The following is a 23,281-nucleotide window of genomic DNA, read 5'->3' as shown; positions in this document are numbered from 1 at the left end:
AGATAAATGATTTGTAGGTTGATCTTTTTCGGTTGCATCTTCTAAGACCGTTGCAAAAAGCGAACTTAATTATTTTTACTTTTTAGAGTTCCCTTTTTTTTAGCTAAAACATCGATTATGCTATTTTTTTTCTATTTTAAGTGAGTAAATGCCTTTTTTAGGCTTCATTTTTCCTTAATTTTTACAATTAGACGCAAATATCCCTGGACTTCGATATAAATTGTAGCATATTGCCTCCATCAAATTTTGTGTATGCATTTTTTTCATCCCTCTATATCTTGCAATTCCACCTTTAAACCATAATTTTATTCCTCCAAAAGTACGTTCTACTTTAAACCTTGTTTTTCCTATTAATTTATTGAATCTAGTTTCCCATTTTGTTAACGGTTTATTTTTTACCGCCTTTTTAAGGATATGATTCTTTAAATTACGCTTCTTTAAAATCGCAACATTTTTCTTTGATTGGTACCCTTTATCAGCCTTTAGAGGGATGCCTTTTGGTAATGCTACATTTACAGTTTCTAGAACTTCCTCCAAATTTGCAATCTCATTTTTGCTGGCAGTTGTGGTTAGTACTCCTAGAACAAGTCCTTCGTTATCCGTTACATGATGCTTTTTAAACCCAAAATGGTACTTTCCTCTTTTCTTTAACCAAGTACCCTCTTTATCGACACTATCTGGATATTCTTTGTGTACTTCTACTTGGTCTGCACAGCGGTCTTCGGTTACCTTAAAATTTGTTTTTCCTTTTGGTCTAAGTGGCGTATCTATTACACTAGCGTCTATTATTAAACCTGTTTTTACAATGATATTATGTGCTTCTAGCTGTTTGTTTATGGAGGTAAATAATTTTTCGAAGGTTTGTGTTTTGGTTAATGCGGTTCTAAACCTACTTAAAGTACTATGATCTGGAGCAACCTGTTCAATGGTCATCCCACAAAAATAACTAAAGGAAAGACTGTCATTTATTCGGTCTTCAACTTCATAATCGCTTAAACCATACCAACTTTGTAAAAGACACATTTTAAAAAGTAATGTCCCATCATAAGAAGGCTTGCCAGTGGCACTTTTTCCTTTTAAATAATCATTATTTATTAGGATAGAGATCGTATCCCAATCGATAAGGGTGTTTATTTGGGTGAAAAATGTCTTTTTAATTTTTCTTGCTCGTAAATCGCAAATGCTATCGGCTAAAGTTGGTTGTTTTTGTATTTTCATACACTAAATTTACAACTTAATATACTTACAATCAAATATTTAACATAAATAATTACGTGTTATTTTTGTGCTTTTTATTAGGTACTTCCTTGCAACGGTCTTCTTCTATGAAAAATTCTAAAATTTAAATTTAAGAGTTGCAGGCGCCCCATTCACTCCAGAGATTGTCTCTATCTCTATGCCTGTAAGGTTTTAGAAAATTCTAAAAACAAACAAAAGATCATTTCTAATCTCTTGTTCACTCTTGCTCCCCTTCTTGGCAGAAGCTGCAGCTGGAATTCAATAATTCAATACACAATTATAAGAAATTTAGGAGTTAACTTTTTATCATTCTAAAAGAGGACTAACATTTCGTAAATTTACCGTTACTTGAATGTGTGATTTTTATAATAGTTATTCTCTAAGTACAAGTCTAAATTACTTTGAAGACATAGATTTTTTGTTGATGATTTATAGTTAAAATATAAACTAAACTTTTAGGCGATTAATATTGCTATAACTTAGTAATATTATCTACCAAATTCTCATCAGATCTTGTTCCATAAGGGTCAATTGCAATATATTTAGGTAATTCTTTTACAATAACCTTAAAATTAATTTCATTTTTATTTACCAACAATGGTTTTAAATATAAAATAGATGATTCATCTGTTACATTTTCCGGATGTTTTCCAAATACTCCAATTGTAATTGGCTCATTAATAGCAATTCCTTTTATTTCTCCACTTGCGAGTGTTTCCAGACGTTTTGCTTTTATTTGAACCGTTACCTCGTAAGTGCCGTTTTCCAATTCTTTATAAGAGCTTTGTGTAATTCCTAAATCATAAGTTATAACGCGTTTAAACCAATCATTTATTAATTTATGTTGCTCCTTTGGGCTAACTTTATAAATCTCTTCTAATAATTCCAAAGAATTGGCTTCTAATTTATCATTATTCCTATGTCTATCTGTAATCGTTTTTAAAACCTGATTTACTTTTTTCTCTCCAATTAAATCTTTTAATGCCATCATAACTGTAAAAGCTTTTCCATATGAAATATAACCCTGACCCTGAATCATATATACAGGAGGCTCAACAGAATTAGCAAAAGATCTTCCTGAAAAATAGATACTTCGAGCTCTTTCACTTAATTGAAATAACACGCCTTTTCCATACATTTTCTCTAAAACAACAGCCTCTGTATATTGTGTAAAACCTTCAACAAAAAGGGACCCACCAGCAACAATTTTTGGAGATAGAATATGTCCCCACCATTGATGGGCAACTTCATGAATGGTTCTTTTGGCAGCCAAATTAAAAGAAGCTTTATCCCTTAAATCTGTTAAATATAACCTATCTTCTACCATACTAATCATCCCTGGATGCGCAAATCCACCAAAAGACCAGTGGCTTGGAACTTCAGCAACACGAATATGATTGAAAGGATATGCGCCAAAATTTTCAGAACAATATGCTAATGTCTGCTTTATACTTTCTTCAACTATTTCAATATTAAAATCATGTTTTGCATCATAATATTGTTCTATTTGAATCCCTTCAAAAGAAGATAACTTTGTTGAATATCTTGCAGAAAAATATCCAAGCATTGGTAAAACTTTTGAACTTGATTTGTAATGATAATAGTTTCTATTATCATTATGCCATTTATTCACCAATTTTCCTGAGGCTAAGGCTATTTGATCTTGTTGCGTAGAAATTATTGTTTCATAATTTACCCTACCTATTTTTTCATCTTTTAGTGCAATATGTGCGTCCGTTTGGTCGTCAACTTCTTTTTTTGGTAATCCATGTTTTTGACGTTCAAAATTATTTGAAATTTCTATTGCGCTCCTATATCCTAAATAAGGTTCAAAATCACGATGGGTAATATATGTTCCGTTTTTAACAATTGATTGGTTTGCTTCATAACGCTTCTTCTCTTTAAAAATTTCAAACGAAAAATTCACTTTCTCATTAGGTTCTACAGGCTTCTCAAATTGAAAAACATAGGTTCCGTAAATTGAATCATACTTAATTAATATTGCTCTTTCAATGGCTATTTTACGCAATGGAATTCGTTCTGTAACAATCATTTGTGTTATTGGATTATTTCCTTTGTGCATTAAAACATAATCTCCTTTTAACGTGTATATTTCTTCGTTTGGGAAAATTGCCATTTCTGTTTTTATAGCTATTGGGTATAGTTTTTCAAGGCCATCATATTTTTTATAAGTACGTTCATAGTTTTCTCTAAAATCTAATTGGTCATTTTGAGTTAGGTATTCAGAAACTATATTTGTGTTATAATAAACTGTTGCGCCAGAAGAAATAAATACAATAATAAATATAGAGGCAACCATGATTTGTCCTTTCTTCCAATTGGTAGTTAGTCTATTTATTTGATGCTTTAAGTTAGAAGTTACACCTCTTTGCCATACTTTAAATGATAATAAGGTTAATAAAACACCGAAAGCTATCCAATAAATGGATAAATGATTATAAAGTTTACTACTTCCAGAAAAACCATTCATGTTGCTATAATTAACGCTAGGCATATTGCCTAAACTCAATAACGGATGTTCCAACCCTATTAATGAAGCTTTTAAAGTTAAGAGTACAATCAAGCCAAAAATCCCCATTCCTAAATATTTATTTTTGGCAAAACTATGTACAAACATTGCAATCATACTGAATACTGCAAATTGGATTCCATAATGATAAAATACAGAGAGATACAGATTAAATTCAAAATTATGATATCCCAATGCTAATTGAAAACCAATGGCTATTGCTATTCCTGAAAGAATCATTAGAATTGGCAACAATAATAAGCTTATAAATTTTGAAAAGAAAAATATATTGTTTGATATGGGTGTTGCATCTATAATGATATGAAAATTATAACTACGCTCTCTCCAAATCAATTCGGCACTATAAAAAACAACAAGAATTAAACCAAATATGGTTAATGGATCTACAATTAACTCAATTAATAAATTTGTAAACGGATACCTACTTGTATTATATTCTCCGCCATTAAATAGGTTGGCATAAAATTCAGAAAAAACAATAAAAATCCACATCAACATTACGGCAATAAATGGCAAACTTTTAAATATTCCATTTAATTCAATCTTTAATAAAGATATAAAAGCTTTCGTATTTGATTTTAAAGAGTTGTTAGCAACTTTAGGCATATATGGTATTATTTCATTATTTATATGCTTAAGTTTTGATGTCTTTTTTACTTTTTGACTCATTTTTCTAAAAGAAAAAGTTATATATGTTGCACCCAAAATTCCTAAGGAAAAAAGCATCCAGATTGCTCTATTCCACATAAATAATCCTGAGAAAGAAATTAGCGCTGTATTTTTTTGAAATGGTGTCCAATATTGGGTTTGTTCAAAAAATGCTGCAATCCCAAAAGGATCTGCAATTGAAGCCATCGCCATACTTTCTGGTGAAGCTGGAACTGCCTGGGCCAATAGTGGTGAGTTCATAAAAATAGAACTAATTATATAAATCATATAAATAAATACCGCACTTACATAAGTTGCCGTGTTATTTTTAGTTAAGGTACTTACGGAAAAAATAAATGCAGAACAGATAAAAATATTAGGAATTACCATATATAACCAAGGTTGTATATAAGCCATCAGGTTAAATGAAGCAACTCTTCCGGGGTCTAAATCAGAAAATGTAACACCCAATGCATACCCAATTAAATATGGTGAAAAGGCTAAAACACTAAATAGAAACACCCCTAAAAAGCGGCTCCAAAAAAATTGATGCTTTTTTATAGACGAACTGTAAATCAAACTCTCCATATGATGTTGCTTATCTCTAAGTACTCCCGTTATTACAAAAAACATGATAATAAAAACACCCCTAATGTAAATAAACTAGTATTTAAAAAAACCTGGTAATTAGAATTAAAATTCACATTTGCTGGTGCAAAGCCCTGACCTCCAACAAAAAAACCTAAAGAGAGAAATAGAAATACAAATAATGGAAATGCTCGTTGTTTTAACTGATAAAAGACTTCGAAACCTAATAATTGCTTAAACATAATTTATGAGTTTAATTTATTTTTAAATAATGTAGTAAAATAGAAATCTTCTAAATTTGCTGTAATCAATTCAAAACCTTCTTCTGGTCTGGCATTTGAAAGCACTCTAATCTGTGTTTTACCAGCAACTAATTTGGTGGAAATAACATCAAAAGTACTTTTATAAGCTTGTAAATCTTTTTTAGAAATTATCTTACTCCAAATTTTCCCCTCCAGAGTGTTCACTAATTCGGCTGGGTTTCCTTGTATAATGATTTTTCCATTAGATAGAATTGCCATTTCTTGGCATAAATCCCTTACATCTTCAACAATATGTGTAGATAGAATAACAATTACGTTCTCTCCTATTTCACTTAACAAGTTTAAAAAACGATTACTTTCTTCCGGATCTAATCCTGCAGTTGGTTCGTCAACAATAATCAATTTTGGATTCGCTAATAATGCTTGTGCAATTCCGAAACGCTGACGCATTCCGCCAGAAAATGTATAAACTGCTTTTTTTCGATGCTGATACAAATTAACCTGTTGTAATAAAGCTGTCACTTGTTCTTTGCGATCTTTTTTATGAATAACACCTTTTAAAACTGCCAAATGATTTAACAATTTTTCTGCAGAAATTTTGGGATACACACCAAACTCTTGTGGCAAGTACCCTAATTGTTTACGAACTTCTTGAGGGTTGGCTATAATATCTTGCTCATTAAAAAAACACTCCCGGTTGATGGCTCTTGCAAAGAAGCAATAGTTCGCATCAAAGAAGATTTCCCTGCTCCGTTTGCTCCTAACAAACCAAACATTCCGTTTGTAATTTCTAAGTTGATTCCGTTTAATGCCTTTACTCCGTTTGGATATGTTTTGGTAAGGTCTTTTATTGTTAATGTATTCATTTGTTTTGCTAATTTTAAGTACACTGCAAATATGTTAGGTTTTACATCCTCCTTAAATTAAAGTTGATGTACCCTACTCTTTTTACTATAGAAAAGGTGTTATCTTTAGTGAACATCTATTGAACATAAAAAGAAGTGTGTTCAACCAAATTTTGATAGTGTATATCAATAATGTTGCGAGAACTACATAACAATAGTAATTTTGAAGTATGATTCAGTTTTTAAAAAAATACAAAGCTTTTTTATTTGGGTTTATAATTATAGTTCCAATATTCTATTTGTTAGATTATCTTGGGTATATTCTTCTTCCAGAAAACAGTTCTTATGAAATTGTTATTTACTCCATTATTTGGGGTACAATAATTGCATTGCTATTTCATCATTATAATTATTTAAAGAAGAAAAGGAAAACGGTATTAAGAGTAGTTGGTTTAATTGTACTCTTTTTTACTGCATTATTTATTGATGGGTATATGAAAATGCCAGACAATCCAATAACACTTAGTTTATTAATGGTGTTTTGGTTTGGTTTGGCCTATATTTTAATTCCAGCATTTATCATAAAATACTGGAAGTTAATTGCGCTGTTCTTTGGACCAATATTCCTTTACTTCATCTATTTAAGATTATTTTCTGGTGATTTAGAAGCTTATTTAAAAATTAAAGAAGATTTCCCCTTTTTCATTTTCATTTTACCAATTCCGATATTGTTTTTTGTTTGGGTATTTGAGCAATGGAAATGGGTTCAGAATTTAAAAGCAGAAAAATCTAAGACCGAATTATCATTATTAAGAACACAAATAAATCCACACTTTTTCTTTAATACATTAAACAACTTGTATGCATTAACAGTTAAAAACTCTAAGCAAGCACCAGATGTGATTTTGAAATTATCTGATATGATGCGATACACTATTTATGAAGGTGAAAAAGAAACAGTGAAAATTGGAGATGAAATTGAATACCTAAAAAATTATATTGAACTTCATAAAATTCGTTATAGGAAAACGGTAGAGATTACATTTAAGCACCAAATAGACACAGGTTTAACAGTAGCGCCTTTACTCTTTATCATTCTATTAGAGAATGCATTTAAACACGGAATTGAAACACTTACAGAAAATGCATTTATTCATATGAATTTATATGAAGATACTCATTATATCCATTTTGATATTGAGAATAACTTTGATCCGAAAGAAATATCAGAATCAAACGGAATTGGACTACAAAACTTAAAAAGAAGATTATCTTTATTGTATAAAGACAGACATGAATTACACGTTGACAAAACAAAGAACACGTATAAAACAACTTTAAAAATTTCTAAACATGCTTAAATATATAATCATAGATGATGAGCCTTTAGCACACGAAATTATTGAAGAATTTTGTAGTATGTTGCCTCATTTACAATTAGAAAAAAATTGTTACAATGCTATTGAAGCGATGCAGTTTTTAAATGAAAATACAGTTGATTTTATGTTTTTAGACATAAACATGCCAAAATTAAGAGGGTTAGATTTTTTAAAAACATTGACAAAACCACCAAAAACAATTATTACAACAGCTTATAAAGAAAATGCTTTAGAAGGTTTTGAGTTAAATGTGGTTGATTATATACTAAAACCATTTAGTTTTGATCGTTTGGTGAAAGCTGTAAATAAAGTTTCAGATTCACAAACTACAAAAACCATCATTAAAGAAATTTCTAGCACAACAGATATTTCAACTCGATTCTTTGTAAAAGGCGATAAAAAACATCATCAAATTGATTTGAATGACCTGTTATATATAGAAGCCTACGGAAACTATACCAAACTGTTTTTAAAGGATGAGATGATTGTGAGCCATGAAAAAATATCCCACTATGAAAATTTATTAAATAATTCTAACTTTTTGCGAGTTCATAAATCTTTTATTGTTGTTATTGATAAAATAAAATTCATAGAGGGTAATCGTATTTTAATCAACGAGCATAAAATTCCAATTGGTCAAACATACAAAAGCAGTATTAATAAACTATATGGCGGTTAATAACCATTCCACACACATTATGCTTCCCTCCTGCGTCGTCGCATAAAAAGTGTTCTATTAACATTGCAGAAGAAACTTTTGAGAATACATTCTTTCAAGAAACTTTAGTAGCCAAAGCGCCAGCTGGCTCATTCACTAAAAAGGGCTACCAGACCTTTTCTTAACGTTCTGTCCTGCTTTTAACCAAAACAAAGTAACATCACGCAGCACATTATAGTACATTTTTTAATTAGGGATTATCCAGTGGCTGATTCATAATTAAAAGCTATTTAGAACAATCTTTATATATATTGCTGTATAGCTATAATTCTATATTATGTAAAATATCCCACAGTCAGTTGTTTTCATAACAAACCTTAGTAATTGGGTCATTAAATATTCGTGTTTTTAATTCTCGTTTAATTTTAATATTCCGTACAATACTTCATCATTTATTAAATACGTGATTCTAAAGAAACTGCAAAAACTTGAAAATGAGATTCTAAACCTGAATAGGTTTCTAGCGCAATTGGTGCGCATTAATTTGAGCCATGAACTACTAGTATTAGCCATTTTGAGCCATCTCCTGTTATGATTATGTTTGTTTTACCAAAAGTGGTGTCAATTTCTTGATAACGATAATTGATATTTAATTCCTCTAGTTTTTGATTATAAAGGTTTAAAATTTCAGCTTTTCCTGTTTCAAATTTATATAGTGATTCCATTTTTTAGTAATAAAATTAATCTTGATGTGATTTACTATAGATTACTGGCATCTGCCCTTTCCATTTAGTCCATAAGTTATCGTCAGTAATTAAACTAGCCATAAAGTGACCAACATTTATACGACTAACTTTACCAGCATTAAAAATAGCGCTTTTAGTTGGTGAAGAGTGTATCTCATATTTGGTTACTTCTTCCTCATTTATTAAGCCATCTGGTCTCACAGCAACCCATTCAATAGACTTATTGTTTTGACCAATTTGAGTTCGTAAATAATCTGCGGCTTTTTCATTATCCACATGAGGTGGCAATAACAAACGAAGCAACCTAATAACACATTTTTGAGCAATTGATATGGGTTCTTTTAAATCGCGATTACGATTTCCTGTGGTATTCATTAACACAAACTTTATAGGAACTTGTTGATTATTTGATTGTATGGCATTGCATAATCGTCGCATCGCATCTGTTACCAATTTTCTAGGTTGTCCGTAAATACCTTTCCAAGTTAAATTATGGCCTAGGCAGGAAGCAACTGCATGACACTCTTTTACCATAGCACTCATTTCCGTAGCATTCAATTCTAATAAGCTTGCAGATATAATTTGCAGATTTGAATTGGTTTTCCATGCCTCTGGTAGTTTTTCAGGTGAACGTACAATTACTTTTACTATATGTTTTTCAATTAGAAGTTGTTCTACTAATTTAGTTCCTGTTGCACCACTTGCTCCTACTACTAAAACTATCATTCTTTATTTTTTTTGATTAAATTATATGTCTTTTAGACGTTTTAATAATACAACTGTTACACTTATTTATAGTTTATGATTATTTAAATTCTTTTTAAAATCCAGTTAGAAATTTCTTTTAAAGCAGTTGGAGAAAATGTTTGCTCATATTTGTTTTTGTGCGCGCTAATATGTTTGCAAGATACTAGTTGCGGCTTTGTGAGGGAAAATTTTTCGAAGGAAAATCAGACTTAAAAAAATGTGACAACCTTTGGATACCTGCTATTTTGGAAATTTTCCTAGAAGTTTTACATTCATAAATAGATTATTCCTTTTTTAATTTTTCAATTGCTTGCTTAGTATTTTCGCTATTTGGGTTTAATCTTAACGATTTTTCATAATTCTCCAATGCCTTATTTTTGTCATTTACGAACAAATATGCTTCACCTAGGCTATCAAAAGCATTAAATGAATTAGGATAATTTAAAGTGTTTAATTTAAAAAATTGAATTGCTAATTCTCTGCTATCCTCATTTCGAAGATGACTATAAGCAATATTATTTATAATTGATTCAGGAGGTAAAAATTTTCCACCATATTTCTTTTTGTAGTATGCTTTAATTTGATCTATAGATTTGGTTTGAATGTCCTTTAAAAAATAGTCCTTGTAAATAAATTTCAGACCATTATATAGGCTTAACAAAGGTGACGTACTATGGTTTTCTTCTTCTAAATATTGAATTCTAATATTGGAATACGATATTCCTTTACTCATTAGTTTAGAATAAAATGTGTCGTGGCTATTTCTATTTAACTCAAAAATATGAGTTGCTCCAGAAAAATTCTCGTATTTATTTGCAGATGACAAATAGAAATAATTGTTTTCTATTTTTTTAATATTGATGTTATCAATCTCTTTTACAATATATTGATTATCCCACCAAAAACTTGGGTCGATAGCTATGTACCCTCCGAACAAAGTGCGAGACGAAAGATAGGATGTAGCAACTAACAAGCCACCAAATGATTGCCCGACCATAACATTGAAAGAATTTGTTCTATACTTATTGTCTATTTCTACTAATAGCTCCTTTTCAATAAAATCCAAAAACAATTTACTTGCACCACTGGTTTTTAAATAATTTTCGTCTTTGTTCCCATTAAGACTAATTATAGAATTAGTGGGTGTATAGTCCTTTACTCTATCCACTTTTAATAATCCAATAATTATCATCTCTGGCACTTGTTCATTGTTTGACATTTCTCCAATAATACCTGTAAATAAATTAAAGTAATACCCTCCATCTATAATGACAATTACAGGATAGGTTTGTGTACCTTCACTATTATAAGAATCAGGTAGATTAACAATATATGTCCTTTCTGTGTTTAATATTTTTGACGCTATTTTGTATTTAGTCCCTATGGTAATTTCTTTCCCTACTTGACTAAAAGTTTCAAGCTGAAAAAAAACAGAAAAGGCAACTAGTAGTATGTATCTTTTTTTGATTGAGATTTTCATTATTCTAATTTTAAAATTTATTTCACAAGAATCACTTAGTTATTTTTCTTGGCACTTAATTGTTCAATTATCTTTTTAGCATTCGCATTTTTTGGGTTTAACCTCAAAGATTCTTTGTAGTTTTTTAGTGCTTTTTCTTTATCACCAGATCCCATATATACCTCTCCTAAACTATCAAATGCATTTGATGATGTTGGGTAGTTAGAGACATTCAATTTAAAAAACGGCAATGCTTTCTTAATATCATTCTTTAAATGATAATAACCAATAGCATTGATTTCGTTTTCTGGAGGTAAAAATTCTCCATTGTAATATGTTTTGTAATAAGTTATGATTTCTTCAAGTGTACTCTCTTGTGCATTTTTCATTTTTAACCCTTTATAAATGAATTGCATTCCTTGGTACAAACTAATCAAAGCAACGGTCCAATGATTCTCTTCTTTAAAATATTCAAACGCAACTTGGTTGGGTGAAAATCCTTTGTTTTTTAAAGTCGTATTAAAGTTTTCTTGACTGTTTATATTTGTCGTAAATACATGCGGAATTCTATCAAAGTTTTCAAACTTATCTGCAGTAGAAACATATATTCTTTTGTCTTTGATCTGATTTAAATCTGTATTTTCTAATTGTTTTATCAAATATTGATTGTCCCACCAAAAACTTGGATCCATAGAAACAAAGGCATTAAATGAGGTTTCTTTTGATAAAAAGGCAGATCCAACCAACAAGCCTCCATGAGAAATACCAACCAAGGTTTTAAATGCAGATGTTCTATAAGTCTTCTCAATTTTAGGTAATAATTCTTCTTCCATAAATTTTAGGAATTCTGCACTTCCTCCACTTGTTTTATGATTATCAACAGCACTAGATCCATTTAAATTTGTCAAGTAGTTTGTAGGAGTATAATCTCTAACGCGATCTACATTGGTAATTGCTACAATAATCATTTCAGGAATCTGTCTTCCTTCAGTCATCTGTTTTAAAATACCAGAATGTGAATGATAGCTTATTTCTCCGTCTAACAAAACCAAAATTGGATACTTCGCTTTACTTGTTTTATAAGAACTTGGTAGTTCTAAAATGTAGCTTCTATCTTCTTTTAAAATTTTAGAATGAATTTTATAGGTATTCCCTATTGAATATGGCGTTGCGTTTTGGCCAAATGCATTGTACTGCAAGAATATCAAAAAGACAATAAGCACTTTTGTAATTATAGGTAGAACTCTCATGGTGTTTGTGTTTATAAGCTATTCCAATTTTTAAATTTTACTGATTGTCGACTTGAAACTTCTAATGTTTCACCAGTGGTTAGTGTAATTTGTAACGTATTGTTAAAATGTGGGTGAATTTCTTTTATGTAGTGTGTATTGATAATTTGACTTCTATTAATTCTAAAAAACACTTTCGGATCTAATTTTTCTGCCAGCAGATTTAAAGAACGTTTAATCATTGCTTTTTGATTGCTAAAATACAAACGCGCATAATTATCTAAAGATTCAATAAAGTAAATTTCTGTAAGCGGAATAAAATGACATTTCTCTCCGTCTTTTATAAAAATCTTTTGATGCATTGGTAAAATGGCGGTCTTCAATTGTGCCTTTTCTTCCAATTCGAGTTTTACTTTTTCTATAGTTTTTGCAAAGCGTTCATCACGTAATGGCTTCACCAAATAGTCTAACGCATTTAATTCAAAAGCCTTTACCGCATATTGATCGTACGCCGTTGTAAAAACAACTTCTGGCACTGTTGTTAGCTCTTCTAAGAGATCGAATCCCGATTTACCTGGCATATAAATGTCTAAAAAAATAATATCAGGAATCGTCTCTTCTATCATTACTTTAGCTTCATCTACATGACTTGCTTCGCCAATAATTTCAAACTCAGGATAACGTTTCAACGCACGTTTCATCTCTTCTCTTGCCAAACGCTCGTCATCTATGATTATAGTTCTAAATGTTTTCATCGTGCTTAATTGGAAGTGTTATTATTGCTCCTACTGTTTCTTTATTTAATGTTGTTAAACTAAAAGTTGCTTTTCCATTGTATTGAATTGCCAAACGTTCTTTTAAATTTTTCAATCCTAGTCCTGATGCTTCTTTAGTATCAGTTAATGTACCTGGATTTTTAACAATAATCTTTATTGTAGTACTATTTTTTTCTATGGTAAGATGAACAATTCCGCCATTAATTTTGGTGTCAATGCCATGCTTAATAGCATTCTCTACCAATAATTGAATACTTAAAGTAGGGATTTTAAAATTGTTTAGCGTTTCGTCAACTGTTATTTCTAACTGCAAACGTTCTTCAAAACGCATTTTCTCTAATTCTATATAATCCTTTACTAAAGATACCTCTTCTTTTACACTAATTAAGTCTTTGTCTTTCTCGTAGAGAGATGAACGCAACAAATCTGATAGTAAATCAATGGCTCTTCTTGCAGCGTTAGGGTTTTCGATTACTAATGACTTAATAGAATTTAAGGAGTTGAATAAGAAATGTGGATTTAATTGAGCAGATAAATTATCTAACTGGGCTTGTTTTGTTATTAAGGACAATTTAACATTCTCCTTTGCTGTTATAACTTCTTTCTGATAATAATGATACAAGTGATACGCCAATATCCAAATTGACATTAATCGCAGTCCAGTAAGTAATATAGGGTCCCAGTACATAATAGATTCTAATAATTTTTTATCCTCGCCTGCAATCAATGTCCAGTAAGCATGCCATTTTAAATTATTTATTAACATATATAATACCGCTAATAAAAGTATGGTAGGCACTAAACGGATTAGTAATTGTTTTATGGGGAAACTACTCCATTTTGCTTTTAAGGCAAATTGTCTATACATATGTGTTAAAAATATTCCTATAGAAATGTCCAATATATAATTTAACAACGTATAAATAATGCCGTAATTATCCCTTATATATACTGTATATGCCCAATAAATAGAAACTAGACTCCATCCTATTAATTGACATTTCCAATAAATAGATATACGAGTATAACTATTATTTTTTCTTTTGATATCCATTCTTAGGCAAAGCAACGAAATACTTTTAAATAGTGAAAGGAAAAGTACAGGAACGTAAGATAAGAGGTTTAAGTGTTTTTTATAAAAACTATATTCCATTCCACACATAGTATGCTTCCCTCCTACGTCGTCGCATAAAAAGTGTTCCATTAACATTGCAGAAGAAACTTTTAGAATTATTTTTTTTAAGAAACTTTAGTAGCCAAAGCGCCAGCTGGCTCATTCACTAAAAAGGTCTACTAGACCTTTTCTTAACGCGCTGCCCTGCTTTTAAACAAAGTCCAAGTTACATAACGCAGAATATTAAAGCACATTTTTAATTAGGGATTAACTAGTGGATGATTCATAATTAAAAGCTATCTAGAACAAAGTTTATTTGTAAATATAATGTCTTTAGACTTATATCTACAATAATTATGTTAAAAGAAATTACATGTTATACCTTAAAATTTTAATAAACCAATCTTTTAATACTGATTTAGAATCGCATTTTGAGTACTATGTAGGTACTAAAATAGTTTAAAAGATGCTCTTGGATTGCCAGCTGAACATAAAATAAACAATTATGGCACTAAAAATTCACCAGACCAATCCTGATCAATTTTAGAAAATAACACTCTTATATGATTTGGTCGCTTTAAACGCAAATACTCAATGGAAGTAGGAATAATTTTAACTGGACAAAAATAATTTTCTTCTGAAGTATATGCTATTGTATCAGGATTATTAATTAGAGTTCCTGGAGCTATTTTTGTAGTATAATCCTTTCTAGAAGCTTCTTGTACAGTATGCCAATAGGTTGCAATTTGTTCTTTGTCTGTAATTAACTCGGCTGTACCGGAAACACGCAATTGCAGTAGTTTTTTAGGATCGTAAAACAGGGCACTACACGATGAATTCTGTTGAAGATCTTCTATTTTTTGAGTCCTTTTATCCGTATAAAAAACGAAGCTTAAGTCTGTTAATGTTTTACGCAGCACCACCGTGCGTTGACGTGGTTCGCCGTTTTCTATTGTAGCAAGCGTAAAATAACGAAACGGATGGCGCTTTTTAGCATGTCCGTTTATAAGTTCTATCCTGGCTTCTTCTAAGAATTGATTTTTCAATGGTATTGCTTTTAATTCATAGTAAAAATACTTATAAAATACTGGAGTTAAAAGATCTTATCAGCATTAAATCAATAATACAATCTAAAATCAAGTAGTTTACAGATTTCGTAATATTTTTGGTGCAATTCTTCAACAACATCTAACATATTTTCATCTTCTTTAAATAAATTAAAGAATGCGATATCAAGATTTGAGCTAGTAATTCCATTACATTCATTTCCATAACCAGATACCCCTTTTGCGCCAGTGATGTCTAAAAAATATTGTGCTTCTTCTTCGTCTAAATCTAAAATTTTTGCATTAGAAAAATGTAAAATTTTTCCATCTAATCTTCCTTCAAAAATTTCTGCAATTTCTTGCAAACTATAGTAATAATCGTTTAAACAAATAGTATTTGCTTCCCCTTTAAAAACCAAGTAGATGATTTCATAGTCTTTAAAATGATGATCATCTAAAATCAATGCATTTAAACTAGATTCTAAACCTTCAATAGTATCGCAAGTTTTATAAATACTGGCTACACCATATTGTAAGGCCAATTCTTCTAATTTTTTTTGTGCTTCCGAAACCTCGTCTGTTTCTATATCATCAACGGCTTCTAAACAGTAAATGAATTTATCTGTATCTATAAATTGTCCTTGTGGTAATTCGGGGATTTTCGCTAACAAATTTCAATATTTTTGGAAAGTATATAATACACAAAAATAATAGTTCTCTTTTGATTTTTTAGTTACTAAATGTTAAAATATAGAAACTAAAAGTTATTTAAAAAGCCTAAATCTCACATCGCAATTAACTTCAAATAGAGAATTTGGAAAAAAAAATACAAGAAAACTTTTGTAATCCCTACGATTTCGAAAAAAATAATCTTTAAAACAAAATGAAACAGGTACAAAGTAAAAAGTGAGCTAAAATGGCTCAATCAGAAATAAGTTAAATTTTTTATCCAGTCATTCCTGTAACAAAAACATCAATAAACTTTTTTATTTTTAAGATAATTCTTTCACCAATTTCTCTCGCTTTTAAAATGCTTGGTCTATTTTCTAAACATTTAAAAACATCTTGCCTAATGGGTTCTTGACCATTATACACATAACTTTCTATTAAAGAATTGAATTGTTATTGATGTACATTTTCTTCATCACAAAATACATTATTAACAGCTACTTTTAGATGCTACCCAATGCCCATTTGTAAATTATAAGTCACCAAAAATTGTTATTCTATAAATTTTATAAAACAATTATTTTACCAAATCTGATTAAAATATGCCTTCGATATTGCATACATATATATCCCAACCCAAAACCCAAAATTACAACTCTAAAAAACGACTATAAGTTCTTTAAATGTGGTATTTTCTAAGACGTTCAGCAAACTATCACCAAATAAAAAAAATGATAAAAAGAAAATCAATTTTTACTTAGGTATAATTTAGTGCTAGATGGGCTAATATCCAAAGAACAAATGGAACTTAATATATTTGAATTTATTAACTTCCCTATAGATTAAGCTGAACTTGCTCGATCGTACTGAAAATAAATACGAAACCTGACCTAGGTCATTTTAGGAGGCACTATATAGATCTATCTTTGATTTTGTTGAGAATAACTAATACTGCGAGTTTTATTTGTAAATCCAATTTATGTATTTACATTCTTACTTTATCAAAACCTTAACAGTAATTCGAAGCTTAAGCAACAAAAGGCTAGCTTCAAAATTAACAATTAAAAACAAATATATTATGAACATTGTAGAAACTGCCGTTAATCACGGCTCATTTAAAACTTTAGTAACAGCCGTAAAAGCCGCCGATCTTGTTGATACTTTAAGCTCTGAAGGCCCCTTAACCGTATTTGCTCCAATAGACGACGCATTTGGTAAATTGCCTGAAGGGACCGTAGAAACACTCGTGAAATCAGAGAACAAGAAACAATTGACCTCTATTTTGACGTACCACGTCCTTGTGGGCAAAATTATGTCGACCGATCTATCCGATGGTATGAAAGCCGAAACGGTAAACGGCAAAGAAGTAACGGTTCATTTAAAAGAAGGAAAGGTTTTTATCAATGACGCGGAAGTAGTTGTTGCTGATGTAGAAACAGATAATGGAATTATACATGTCGTCAATAAGGTGATAATGCCAGCCTAAATAAATGGCAAATAATTTGAACGAGAAACCTGCTTATTGCAGTTTTTTTTAACAAATATTAACTTCCCGACAAATTAAGCTGAACTTGCTCGACCGGTACGAATATATATATATATTCAGAGGTATTCCAACCTTTACCATTACGAGCTAGTTTCTTAGCAAGTATTCACATCTTGAAAATTGGCTAGGAAATATTAAGCGAATCAGTTTGTGACTAGGGAACAAATTTTCAAAAAAACTTGAATCAATTCAGTATACTTTTACAGGTCAACTGAATATAAATTGAATCGATACTTATTTAAACGAAGGTCACGGGTAGTCAGGTTGTAGAAATAACTGTAACGAGGTAAGTATTTTCCATCCGTTCGTGCTTACAAAAAACTCTACGTCTTTGCTTAATGCAGAGATCATTCATACTACAATAGAACAAGTATTGATCAATTTTTGATTCTAAAAAAAATGAAAAGTACCAACAACAATAACTTTTAGCAGTTATTGTTGCTTAACGAATACTGCGGGTTTTATTTACATATCCAGTCAAGTAGTTTTAAATCATTATTAATTTGGGCTCTTAAATCCTTAAACAAATGATAGTATTTTATAATAGTTTCTATATTTTTCTCAGTCGCTTTTTGTAGCGACTTCTGTGTTAATTTACCATTTTCGAAAATATTCCAATTATTCAAAATTTCTCTAATTTCTCTAATTTCTTCTATTGTTTTATTGCTTTTACGTTCCTAAATAATAGGATTAATAATTTTCATTTTTTCTTTGAAAGTTAATTTCTTATTAGGGTTAAATAGAAATCGTTTCTGCTTATTTAAAAAAGTTTACAATCTTTATTATTATAAATTTTCATTAGTGTCCGATAAATAATTTTAAAAGCAGGATTTCCATAGTTGGATTTCCTGCTTTATTTATATCTTGATTTTTACCACAAAATTGAGATATGAACAAAAGTACACACTTTAGCGGAACACCAATAATTAAACAGATTTTAAAATATATACCACAAGCAGATATTACTCGGACAGCCAAAATCTATAACAGTGACCGCTACTACAAAAAGTTTAAAACCTACGACCATTTAGTCACGATGCTTTATGCCACAATGAGTGGAGTTTCCTCACTTAGAGAGTTGTCGACCGTTTTATTAGCTTGTGAAGGGCGTATCAGCCATTTAAATCTAAAACATTTCCCTAAGCGAAGTACATTGTCAGATGCTAACAAGAAAAGAACCAGTGAAGTCTTTGGAGCAATTTATTCAAAATTATACAAACGCTACGCTCCATTTTTATCGGACAGCAGTCCATTAAAATCTCCTGTAAAGAATTTAAAAATTGTAGATTCTACCACAATCAGCCTATTTAGTGATATTTTAAAAGGAGTTGGTCGTAATCCTATTACAGGTAAGAAAAAAGGAGGTATAAAGATGCACACAATGATAAATGCTTTGGAAGATGTACCTTGTCTGATACGTTTTAGCAGTGCTGCTACTCACGACCACACTTTTTTAAAAGAGTTAAATTTAGAGAAAGATTCTTTTGTCGTTTTTGATAAAGCATACAATGATTATCTCCAATATTTAGAGTGGACTTTAAATGATATTTACTTTGTAACTCGCCAAAAAGACAATGCTGTCTATAAAAGCATTAAAGAATTTGATTTAGCAGACAAAACAAGTGATGCAATACTAAAAGATGAACTTATATTGATAGAAAAAGACGATAAATCTATTCAAATAAGAAGAGTTGCTTATTGGGATGCTACAAAAGAAAAGGTATATGAGTTTATCACCAATAATGCAGAAATATCTCCAGACCAAGTAGCAGATATATACAAACACAGATGGCAGATTGAAACGATGTTTAAAAGACTCAAGCAGAACTTTCCCCTTAAATATTTTCTTGGAGATAATCAAAATGCAATAGAGATTCAGATATGGTCAGCATTAATCATTCAACTCATCATGCTTGTGATACAAAGAAAAATCAAACGAAAATGGGCATATTCAAATATGGTTTCTGTGATGAGATTTCATCTGATGACCTACATTGATCTGTTTAAATTTCTCGAAAACCCAAACAAACAATGGTGGGAACTCACATCAAAACCTCCAGATATACAACTGCAACTTTTTAAATAGACACCTTGCTAACTCAAAAAGAAAAATATAGAACGTGTTTACTGGGCTCAAAAATGGGTTTAATTAAAATTTGTAGTTTTATCGGACACTAATGATAAATTTTATCAATTATGGCTTATACTTCTTCGTCTTTTAAGGGCTTTACGCAATGCTTAACATTTATGCTTCCAACTAGCCTTTTAAAATCATTATCAGACATTTTTAAGTTTACAGATTTTATTTAATTTGCAATACTTGAAATAACATTATTTCTATTTCCATTTGTTATAGTTTTTGGTATAAAAAAACGCTGCTATTTCTTCTTTATCGTTTTCAAAATATAAATACTTCTTGCATTTACAATCATAATCATCACTAACTTGTTTGGTATTAATACCAGAATTTAATAGTTCTATTATCATAACTTTAAATTCATTATCATACTTTTTTGCCATAAGTTAAATATAAAGTTTATAAGCTCATAAAAACCGCCACAGCAAAGGTAGACACTCCAGGCCTTCTATAAAAGAGGTAAAGCACGAGAAAACGAACAACTAAACGATGAGAAAACTATTATAATGATTTAAGATTATCCTAAAGTAGTTGGCAAAGAACTGGCGGAATTAAGCCCTATTCAGAACTTAAACAAGCTGTTATAATTTGCTCGTTCCTAAGCTTAAAAACTACGTGACAACAACGAATTCTAATCATCAATTTAGAAAATATAAAAACCCAATTAAAGACCAAGTACCCAATAGACCAGAACAGCTATGGGTAACCGATATAACCTATAAAAAAACAGATAAAGGGCATAATTGTTTAGCAATCGTTACAGACGCTTATTCTAAACAAATTATGGGGCATAAAATCGATAACAACATGAAGAACATCACTTTGTACTGAAGTGTTGGCTATAACCATTAAAAACAGGAAATATCTTAATGAAAAACAAATACATCATTCCGATACGGGTTTTTAATATTGTAATTCGAAATATACAGCCTTTGCTGAACAAAATGGAATATTAATGAGTATGACAGAGCTATGAGTATAACTGAACAATACGATCCATACTAAAATGCGATTGTAGAAAAAATTAAATAGAACTTTAAAATACGAATAAGGACTTAGACTTTATTAAAAACACCTACATTGTTCAGCAAATAACAAAACAAGCAGTACATATTTACAATAATTTAAGAACCCATTTTAGCCTAGATTTAAGAGAACCTATCGAAGTCCATTTGAATCCGAATATAGCATATAAATCATATTGCAAAAATAATGTAGATTAACTGAACTTCTAATTTAGAAAATAGCTAGTTCTAATTATTTTTTGCCGTCTAAACGGCTAAAAAAAATACTTTGAACGGTATAAATTAAACCTAAAAAAGTTCAACCTATATCAGTATAATACAATGACGCAAGACGAAATCATAAAAAGCATGGTGCAATCAAGCTTAAAATACAGTTTTCTGTAGTATAGCTATCAGCAATAATTTTACTTAGAAAAGATTCTCCATTCATATTTATCACGTGTGATTGAGACGGAAGTGCATTGCAAAGAACAGCATGTAGTGAAGAATACGTACAAATTGTTATCAAAACCCGGAGGAGTTATAACTTGGAGTCTCAATCAAGAATTGAACTAAATACGTGTCAATACATTGAAACAGTAATTGGTTTTTTTTTCAGTCGTGATTATTTACTTATTCACTTTTCATTGTAAAGCCAATTTTTATAGTTACTTGCCAATGTTCTATGTTTCCATCCTTTATGGATCCCCTTGATTCAATAACTTCGAACCAGCGTAAATTTTGAATAGAGCTAGAGGCACTTTTCAAAGCTTGTTTTACGGCGTCATCGCTTGATATCTCTGAAGACCCAACGATTTCAATTTTTTTATAGATATTATTTTCCATGATATATAAATTTAAATAGTAAGTTATATTCCCAATATACAAAAAGACAATGACTTAATACTCTTTTTTTGCGAATTTAATATACTAGGCTCGGATATAAATTCCGGAAGTCAAGGTCCTCTCTTTTAAGAACAGATGAGGGTTTCATAGGTCCAGAAATTATTATAATCATGAAGTAATATAATTTTCAAAGATTGACAATAGAGAGTAAAGTCTTTCTTTGGAATTAATGTCTTATCTGAAGAAAAAAATAGGCAACACATAATAACTAAGCATATGGCGCGCCTATAGGCCAACGCTATATGCTTTGTTGACTGATCCATTGCGAGGAATAAGGGGTAAAATGACAGTTTGGGTTTAGGTTTTTAAAGGAGAGTGACTGGGTAAAGGATGCTGTTTTCAACATTTCTATTTTATAGGTGCAATTTTTTATGCGTTTTTTGAATTTTTAGTCCTCTTAGATAGCATTTTAATCAATATTTTTAAAGTTTAGGCACTGGTGTCCAGTAAGGGCACATTGCCATTTCTTTACTGTTTGTATTTCAATGTTTTACGTCTTGCTATTTTTTTATACTCTTTTGGAGGGCCTCTACTATCGAATGTTAACAACGTGATTAAGAGTCCTTTTTTACAACTTGGGCAGCAACGATGTACCGATTTTTCTACCAAGACATACGCGTCTATCACCTCTAAATCTTTATTGGCTAATTGAAGCTGGAGTTGTGGTAGCTTTTCCCTTTTCCAACTGCTACTTAAAAAACCTTAGTGCCGTATTCTTTTAAATCCTTTAGGTAAAATATGATTTTGAAAGCGCTTAATAAAATCTTTTGTAGACAATGTCTGTGTTGTCTTTTTTCCTTGATTACGATACTCTTTCATGCTAAAAGTCACCGTTTTGTTTTGTGTATCATTAGCCAATATTCTATAATTATTTATGGCTATCTTATGTGCATAACGTAATAGATATTCAATCATATGTTCCGGTTTTCCAAAAGGATCTTTGGCACAGACGACCCAATTATTAGAAAATAATTTGTAATACAATGATTTGGGTATCTAAGGTAATTGTTTGCGGAGTTTGGTAACAAACACACCTCTAAATTTTATACTTAATGCTTGTACGCTAAACAAAAAATTAGCCTTGCTCTTTCCTTTTTTCCAATACCCTGCACTGGTAACTCCGCCTTTAGGCACGATGTAATGCAGATGAGGATGTACACTTAAATTTTGTCCCAAGGTATCGAACACCGCTATCATGACCATTTTGGCCCCTAATTCTTTTGGGTTATTCCCAAAACAAGAAATGGTTTGCCAAACGCTATCAAATAAAATTTTATAGAGCTCCTTGGGATGCGCAAGGGCGATAGCATTCAAATGATCGGGCAATTTAAAGACCACCTGAAAGTAAGGGACCGCTAGCAACTCTTTTTTTCTTGTCCCACCCATTGCTGTTGTTTATGTCCTTGGCATGTTGGGCAATGACGATTACGATCGGAATAACCACCAAGGGCTTTAGTACTAAATTTTCTGATCGCGTGTAAGGTTCTTAAATGTCAACTCGTATTGGCTAATTCTTTTAGTTAATCTACTTCAAGATTCAACACATCGGCTACGTTATGTTTTGGATACATTACTCAGTATATAAAGTATCTAAAGGACTTAATTTTATAGAGCTTCCTGTATCGGCTAAATGCAGATAAACCATGGAGGTTTTTATATGCGCATGCCCCAAAAGTTCTTTTAAACTCATAATATTTAAGCCATCTTAAATGATGCGTTGTGTTCTATTTA

18 protein-coding genes and 2 pseudogenes are annotated in these 23,281 nt (G+C 30.6%); 5 read left to right on the top strand and 15 right to left on the bottom strand.

The window, feature by feature from the left end; all coding sequences use genetic code 11:
• Window positions 1–174: 174 nt before the first annotated feature.
• The 3 genes and pseudogenes from BST83_RS06540 to BST83_RS06530 form a co-directional block, all read right to left on the bottom strand.
• On the bottom strand, window positions 175–1,218 hold the full coding sequence (locus tag BST83_RS06540) for an IS5 family transposase (RefSeq protein ID WP_104808384.1): 1,044 nt from the start codon (window positions 1,216–1,218) through the stop codon (window positions 175–177).
• 493 nt (window positions 1,219–1,711) lie between these two features.
• Window positions 1,712–5,071, bottom strand: coding sequence for an ABC transporter permease/M1 family aminopeptidase (locus tag BST83_RS06535; protein WP_240614679.1), 3,360 nt, complete (start codon window positions 5,069–5,071; stop codon window positions 1,712–1,714).
• A gap of 200 nt (window positions 5,072–5,271) precedes the next feature.
• Window positions 5,272–6,155, bottom strand: a pseudogene (locus BST83_RS06530) (ABC transporter ATP-binding protein).
• Window positions 6,156–6,364: 209 nt separating this feature from the next.
• Between BST83_RS06530 and BST83_RS06525 the strand changes: the two are divergent.
• Both BST83_RS06525 and BST83_RS06520 read left to right on the top strand, forming a co-directional pair.
• Window positions 6,365–7,495, top strand: coding sequence for a sensor histidine kinase (locus tag BST83_RS06525; RefSeq protein ID WP_104809087.1), 1,131 nt, complete (start codon window positions 6,365–6,367; stop codon window positions 7,493–7,495).
• Window positions 7,488–8,192 carry a LytR/AlgR family response regulator transcription factor gene (locus BST83_RS06520; protein ID WP_104809086.1) on the top strand — a complete coding sequence of 235 codons (705 nt, stop codon included), beginning with the start codon at window positions 7,488–7,490 and terminating at the stop codon, window positions 8,190–8,192. Before BST83_RS06525 ends, BST83_RS06520 begins: the two co-directional genes overlap by 8 nt.
• Window positions 8,193–8,710: 518 nt before the next feature.
• Here BST83_RS06520 and BST83_RS06515 read toward each other — a convergent pair.
• The 9 genes from BST83_RS06515 to BST83_RS19830 all read right to left on the bottom strand — a co-directional run bounded on the left by BST83_RS06515 (window position 8,711) and on the right by BST83_RS19830 (window position 16,383).
• Window positions 8,711–8,896 (bottom strand): hypothetical protein, encoded by a 186-nt coding sequence (locus BST83_RS06515; protein ID WP_104809085.1) that lies wholly within the window; start codon window positions 8,894–8,896, stop codon window positions 8,711–8,713.
• A gap of 15 nt (window positions 8,897–8,911) precedes the next feature.
• Window positions 8,912–9,643: an NAD(P)-dependent oxidoreductase gene (locus BST83_RS06510; protein WP_104809084.1), complete on the bottom strand. Its 732-nt coding sequence runs from the start codon at window positions 9,641–9,643 to the stop codon at window positions 8,912–8,914.
• 304 nt (window positions 9,644–9,947) lie between these two features.
• Complete coding sequence (locus BST83_RS06505) at window positions 9,948–11,144, bottom strand: alpha/beta hydrolase-fold protein (RefSeq protein ID WP_104809083.1); 1,197 nt, start codon at window positions 11,142–11,144, stop codon at window positions 9,948–9,950.
• 35 nt (window positions 11,145–11,179) lie between these two features.
• On the bottom strand, window positions 11,180–12,373 hold the full coding sequence (locus BST83_RS06500; RefSeq protein ID WP_104809082.1) for an alpha/beta hydrolase-fold protein: 1,194 nt from the start codon (window positions 12,371–12,373) through the stop codon (window positions 11,180–11,182).
• Window positions 12,374–12,384: 11 nt separating this feature from the next.
• Window positions 12,385–13,107 (bottom strand): LytR/AlgR family response regulator transcription factor, encoded by a 723-nt coding sequence (locus BST83_RS06495; RefSeq protein WP_104809081.1) that lies wholly within the window; start codon window positions 13,105–13,107, stop codon window positions 12,385–12,387.
• The gene (locus tag BST83_RS06490; protein WP_104809080.1) at window positions 13,094–14,182 is read right to left on the bottom strand and encodes a sensor histidine kinase; all 1,089 of its coding nucleotides are present in this window, start codon (window positions 14,180–14,182) and stop codon (window positions 13,094–13,096) included. Before BST83_RS06490 ends, BST83_RS06495 begins: the two co-directional genes overlap by 14 nt.
• A 563-nt stretch (window positions 14,183–14,745) precedes the next feature.
• Window positions 14,746–15,288: a pyridoxamine 5'-phosphate oxidase family protein gene (locus BST83_RS06485; RefSeq protein WP_104809079.1), complete on the bottom strand. Its 543-nt coding sequence runs from the start codon at window positions 15,286–15,288 to the stop codon at window positions 14,746–14,748.
• Between the two features lie 71 nt (window positions 15,289–15,359).
• Complete coding sequence (locus BST83_RS06480; RefSeq protein ID WP_104809078.1) at window positions 15,360–15,959, bottom strand: DUF6642 family protein; 600 nt, start codon at window positions 15,957–15,959, stop codon at window positions 15,360–15,362.
• Window positions 15,960–16,233: 274 nt separating this feature from the next.
• Window positions 16,234–16,383: a hypothetical protein gene (locus BST83_RS19830; protein WP_170062751.1), complete on the bottom strand. Its 150-nt coding sequence runs from the start codon at window positions 16,381–16,383 to the stop codon at window positions 16,234–16,236.
• 652 nt (window positions 16,384–17,035) lie between these two features.
• Here BST83_RS19830 and BST83_RS06475 point away from each other — a divergent pair.
• Entirely contained in the window at window positions 17,036–17,443 is a 408-nt protein-coding gene (locus BST83_RS06475) for a fasciclin domain-containing protein (protein WP_104810809.1), read from the top strand.
• 949 nt (window positions 17,444–18,392) lie between these two features.
• The gene (locus BST83_RS06470; RefSeq protein WP_104808119.1) at window positions 18,393–19,589 is read left to right on the top strand and encodes an IS4 family transposase; all 1,197 of its coding nucleotides are present in this window, start codon (window positions 18,393–18,395) and stop codon (window positions 19,587–19,589) included.
• Between the two features lie 251 nt (window positions 19,590–19,840).
• Here BST83_RS06470 and BST83_RS06465 read toward each other — a convergent pair whose 3' ends face one another.
• Window positions 19,841–20,023, bottom strand: coding sequence for a hypothetical protein (locus BST83_RS06465; protein ID WP_104809077.1), 183 nt, complete (start codon window positions 20,021–20,023; stop codon window positions 19,841–19,843).
• A gap of 232 nt (window positions 20,024–20,255) precedes the next feature.
• Between BST83_RS06465 and BST83_RS06460 the strand changes: the two genes are divergently transcribed.
• Window positions 20,256–20,471, top strand: coding sequence for a hypothetical protein (locus BST83_RS06460; RefSeq protein WP_104809076.1), 216 nt, complete (start codon window positions 20,256–20,258; stop codon window positions 20,469–20,471).
• 806 nt (window positions 20,472–21,277) lie between these two features.
• Here BST83_RS06460 and BST83_RS06455 read toward each other — a convergent pair.
• Both BST83_RS06455 and BST83_RS06450 read right to left on the bottom strand, forming a co-directional pair.
• Window positions 21,278–21,490 carry a dodecin gene (locus tag BST83_RS06455; RefSeq protein WP_104809075.1) on the bottom strand — a complete coding sequence of 71 codons (213 nt, stop codon included), beginning with the start codon at window positions 21,488–21,490 and terminating at the stop codon, window positions 21,278–21,280.
• Window positions 21,491–22,018: 528 nt separating this feature from the next.
• Window positions 22,019–23,121 (bottom strand): annotated as a pseudogene (locus BST83_RS06450) (IS91 family transposase).
• Window positions 23,122–23,281 lie beyond the last annotated feature (160 nt).

It is taken from the genome of Polaribacter filamentus, assembly GCF_002943715.1.
Lineage (GTDB): Bacteria > Bacteroidota > Bacteroidia > Flavobacteriales > Flavobacteriaceae > Polaribacter > Polaribacter filamentus.
Note: the sequence above shows the minus strand (reverse complement) of the source record. Positions and strands in the feature narration are given on the sequence as shown.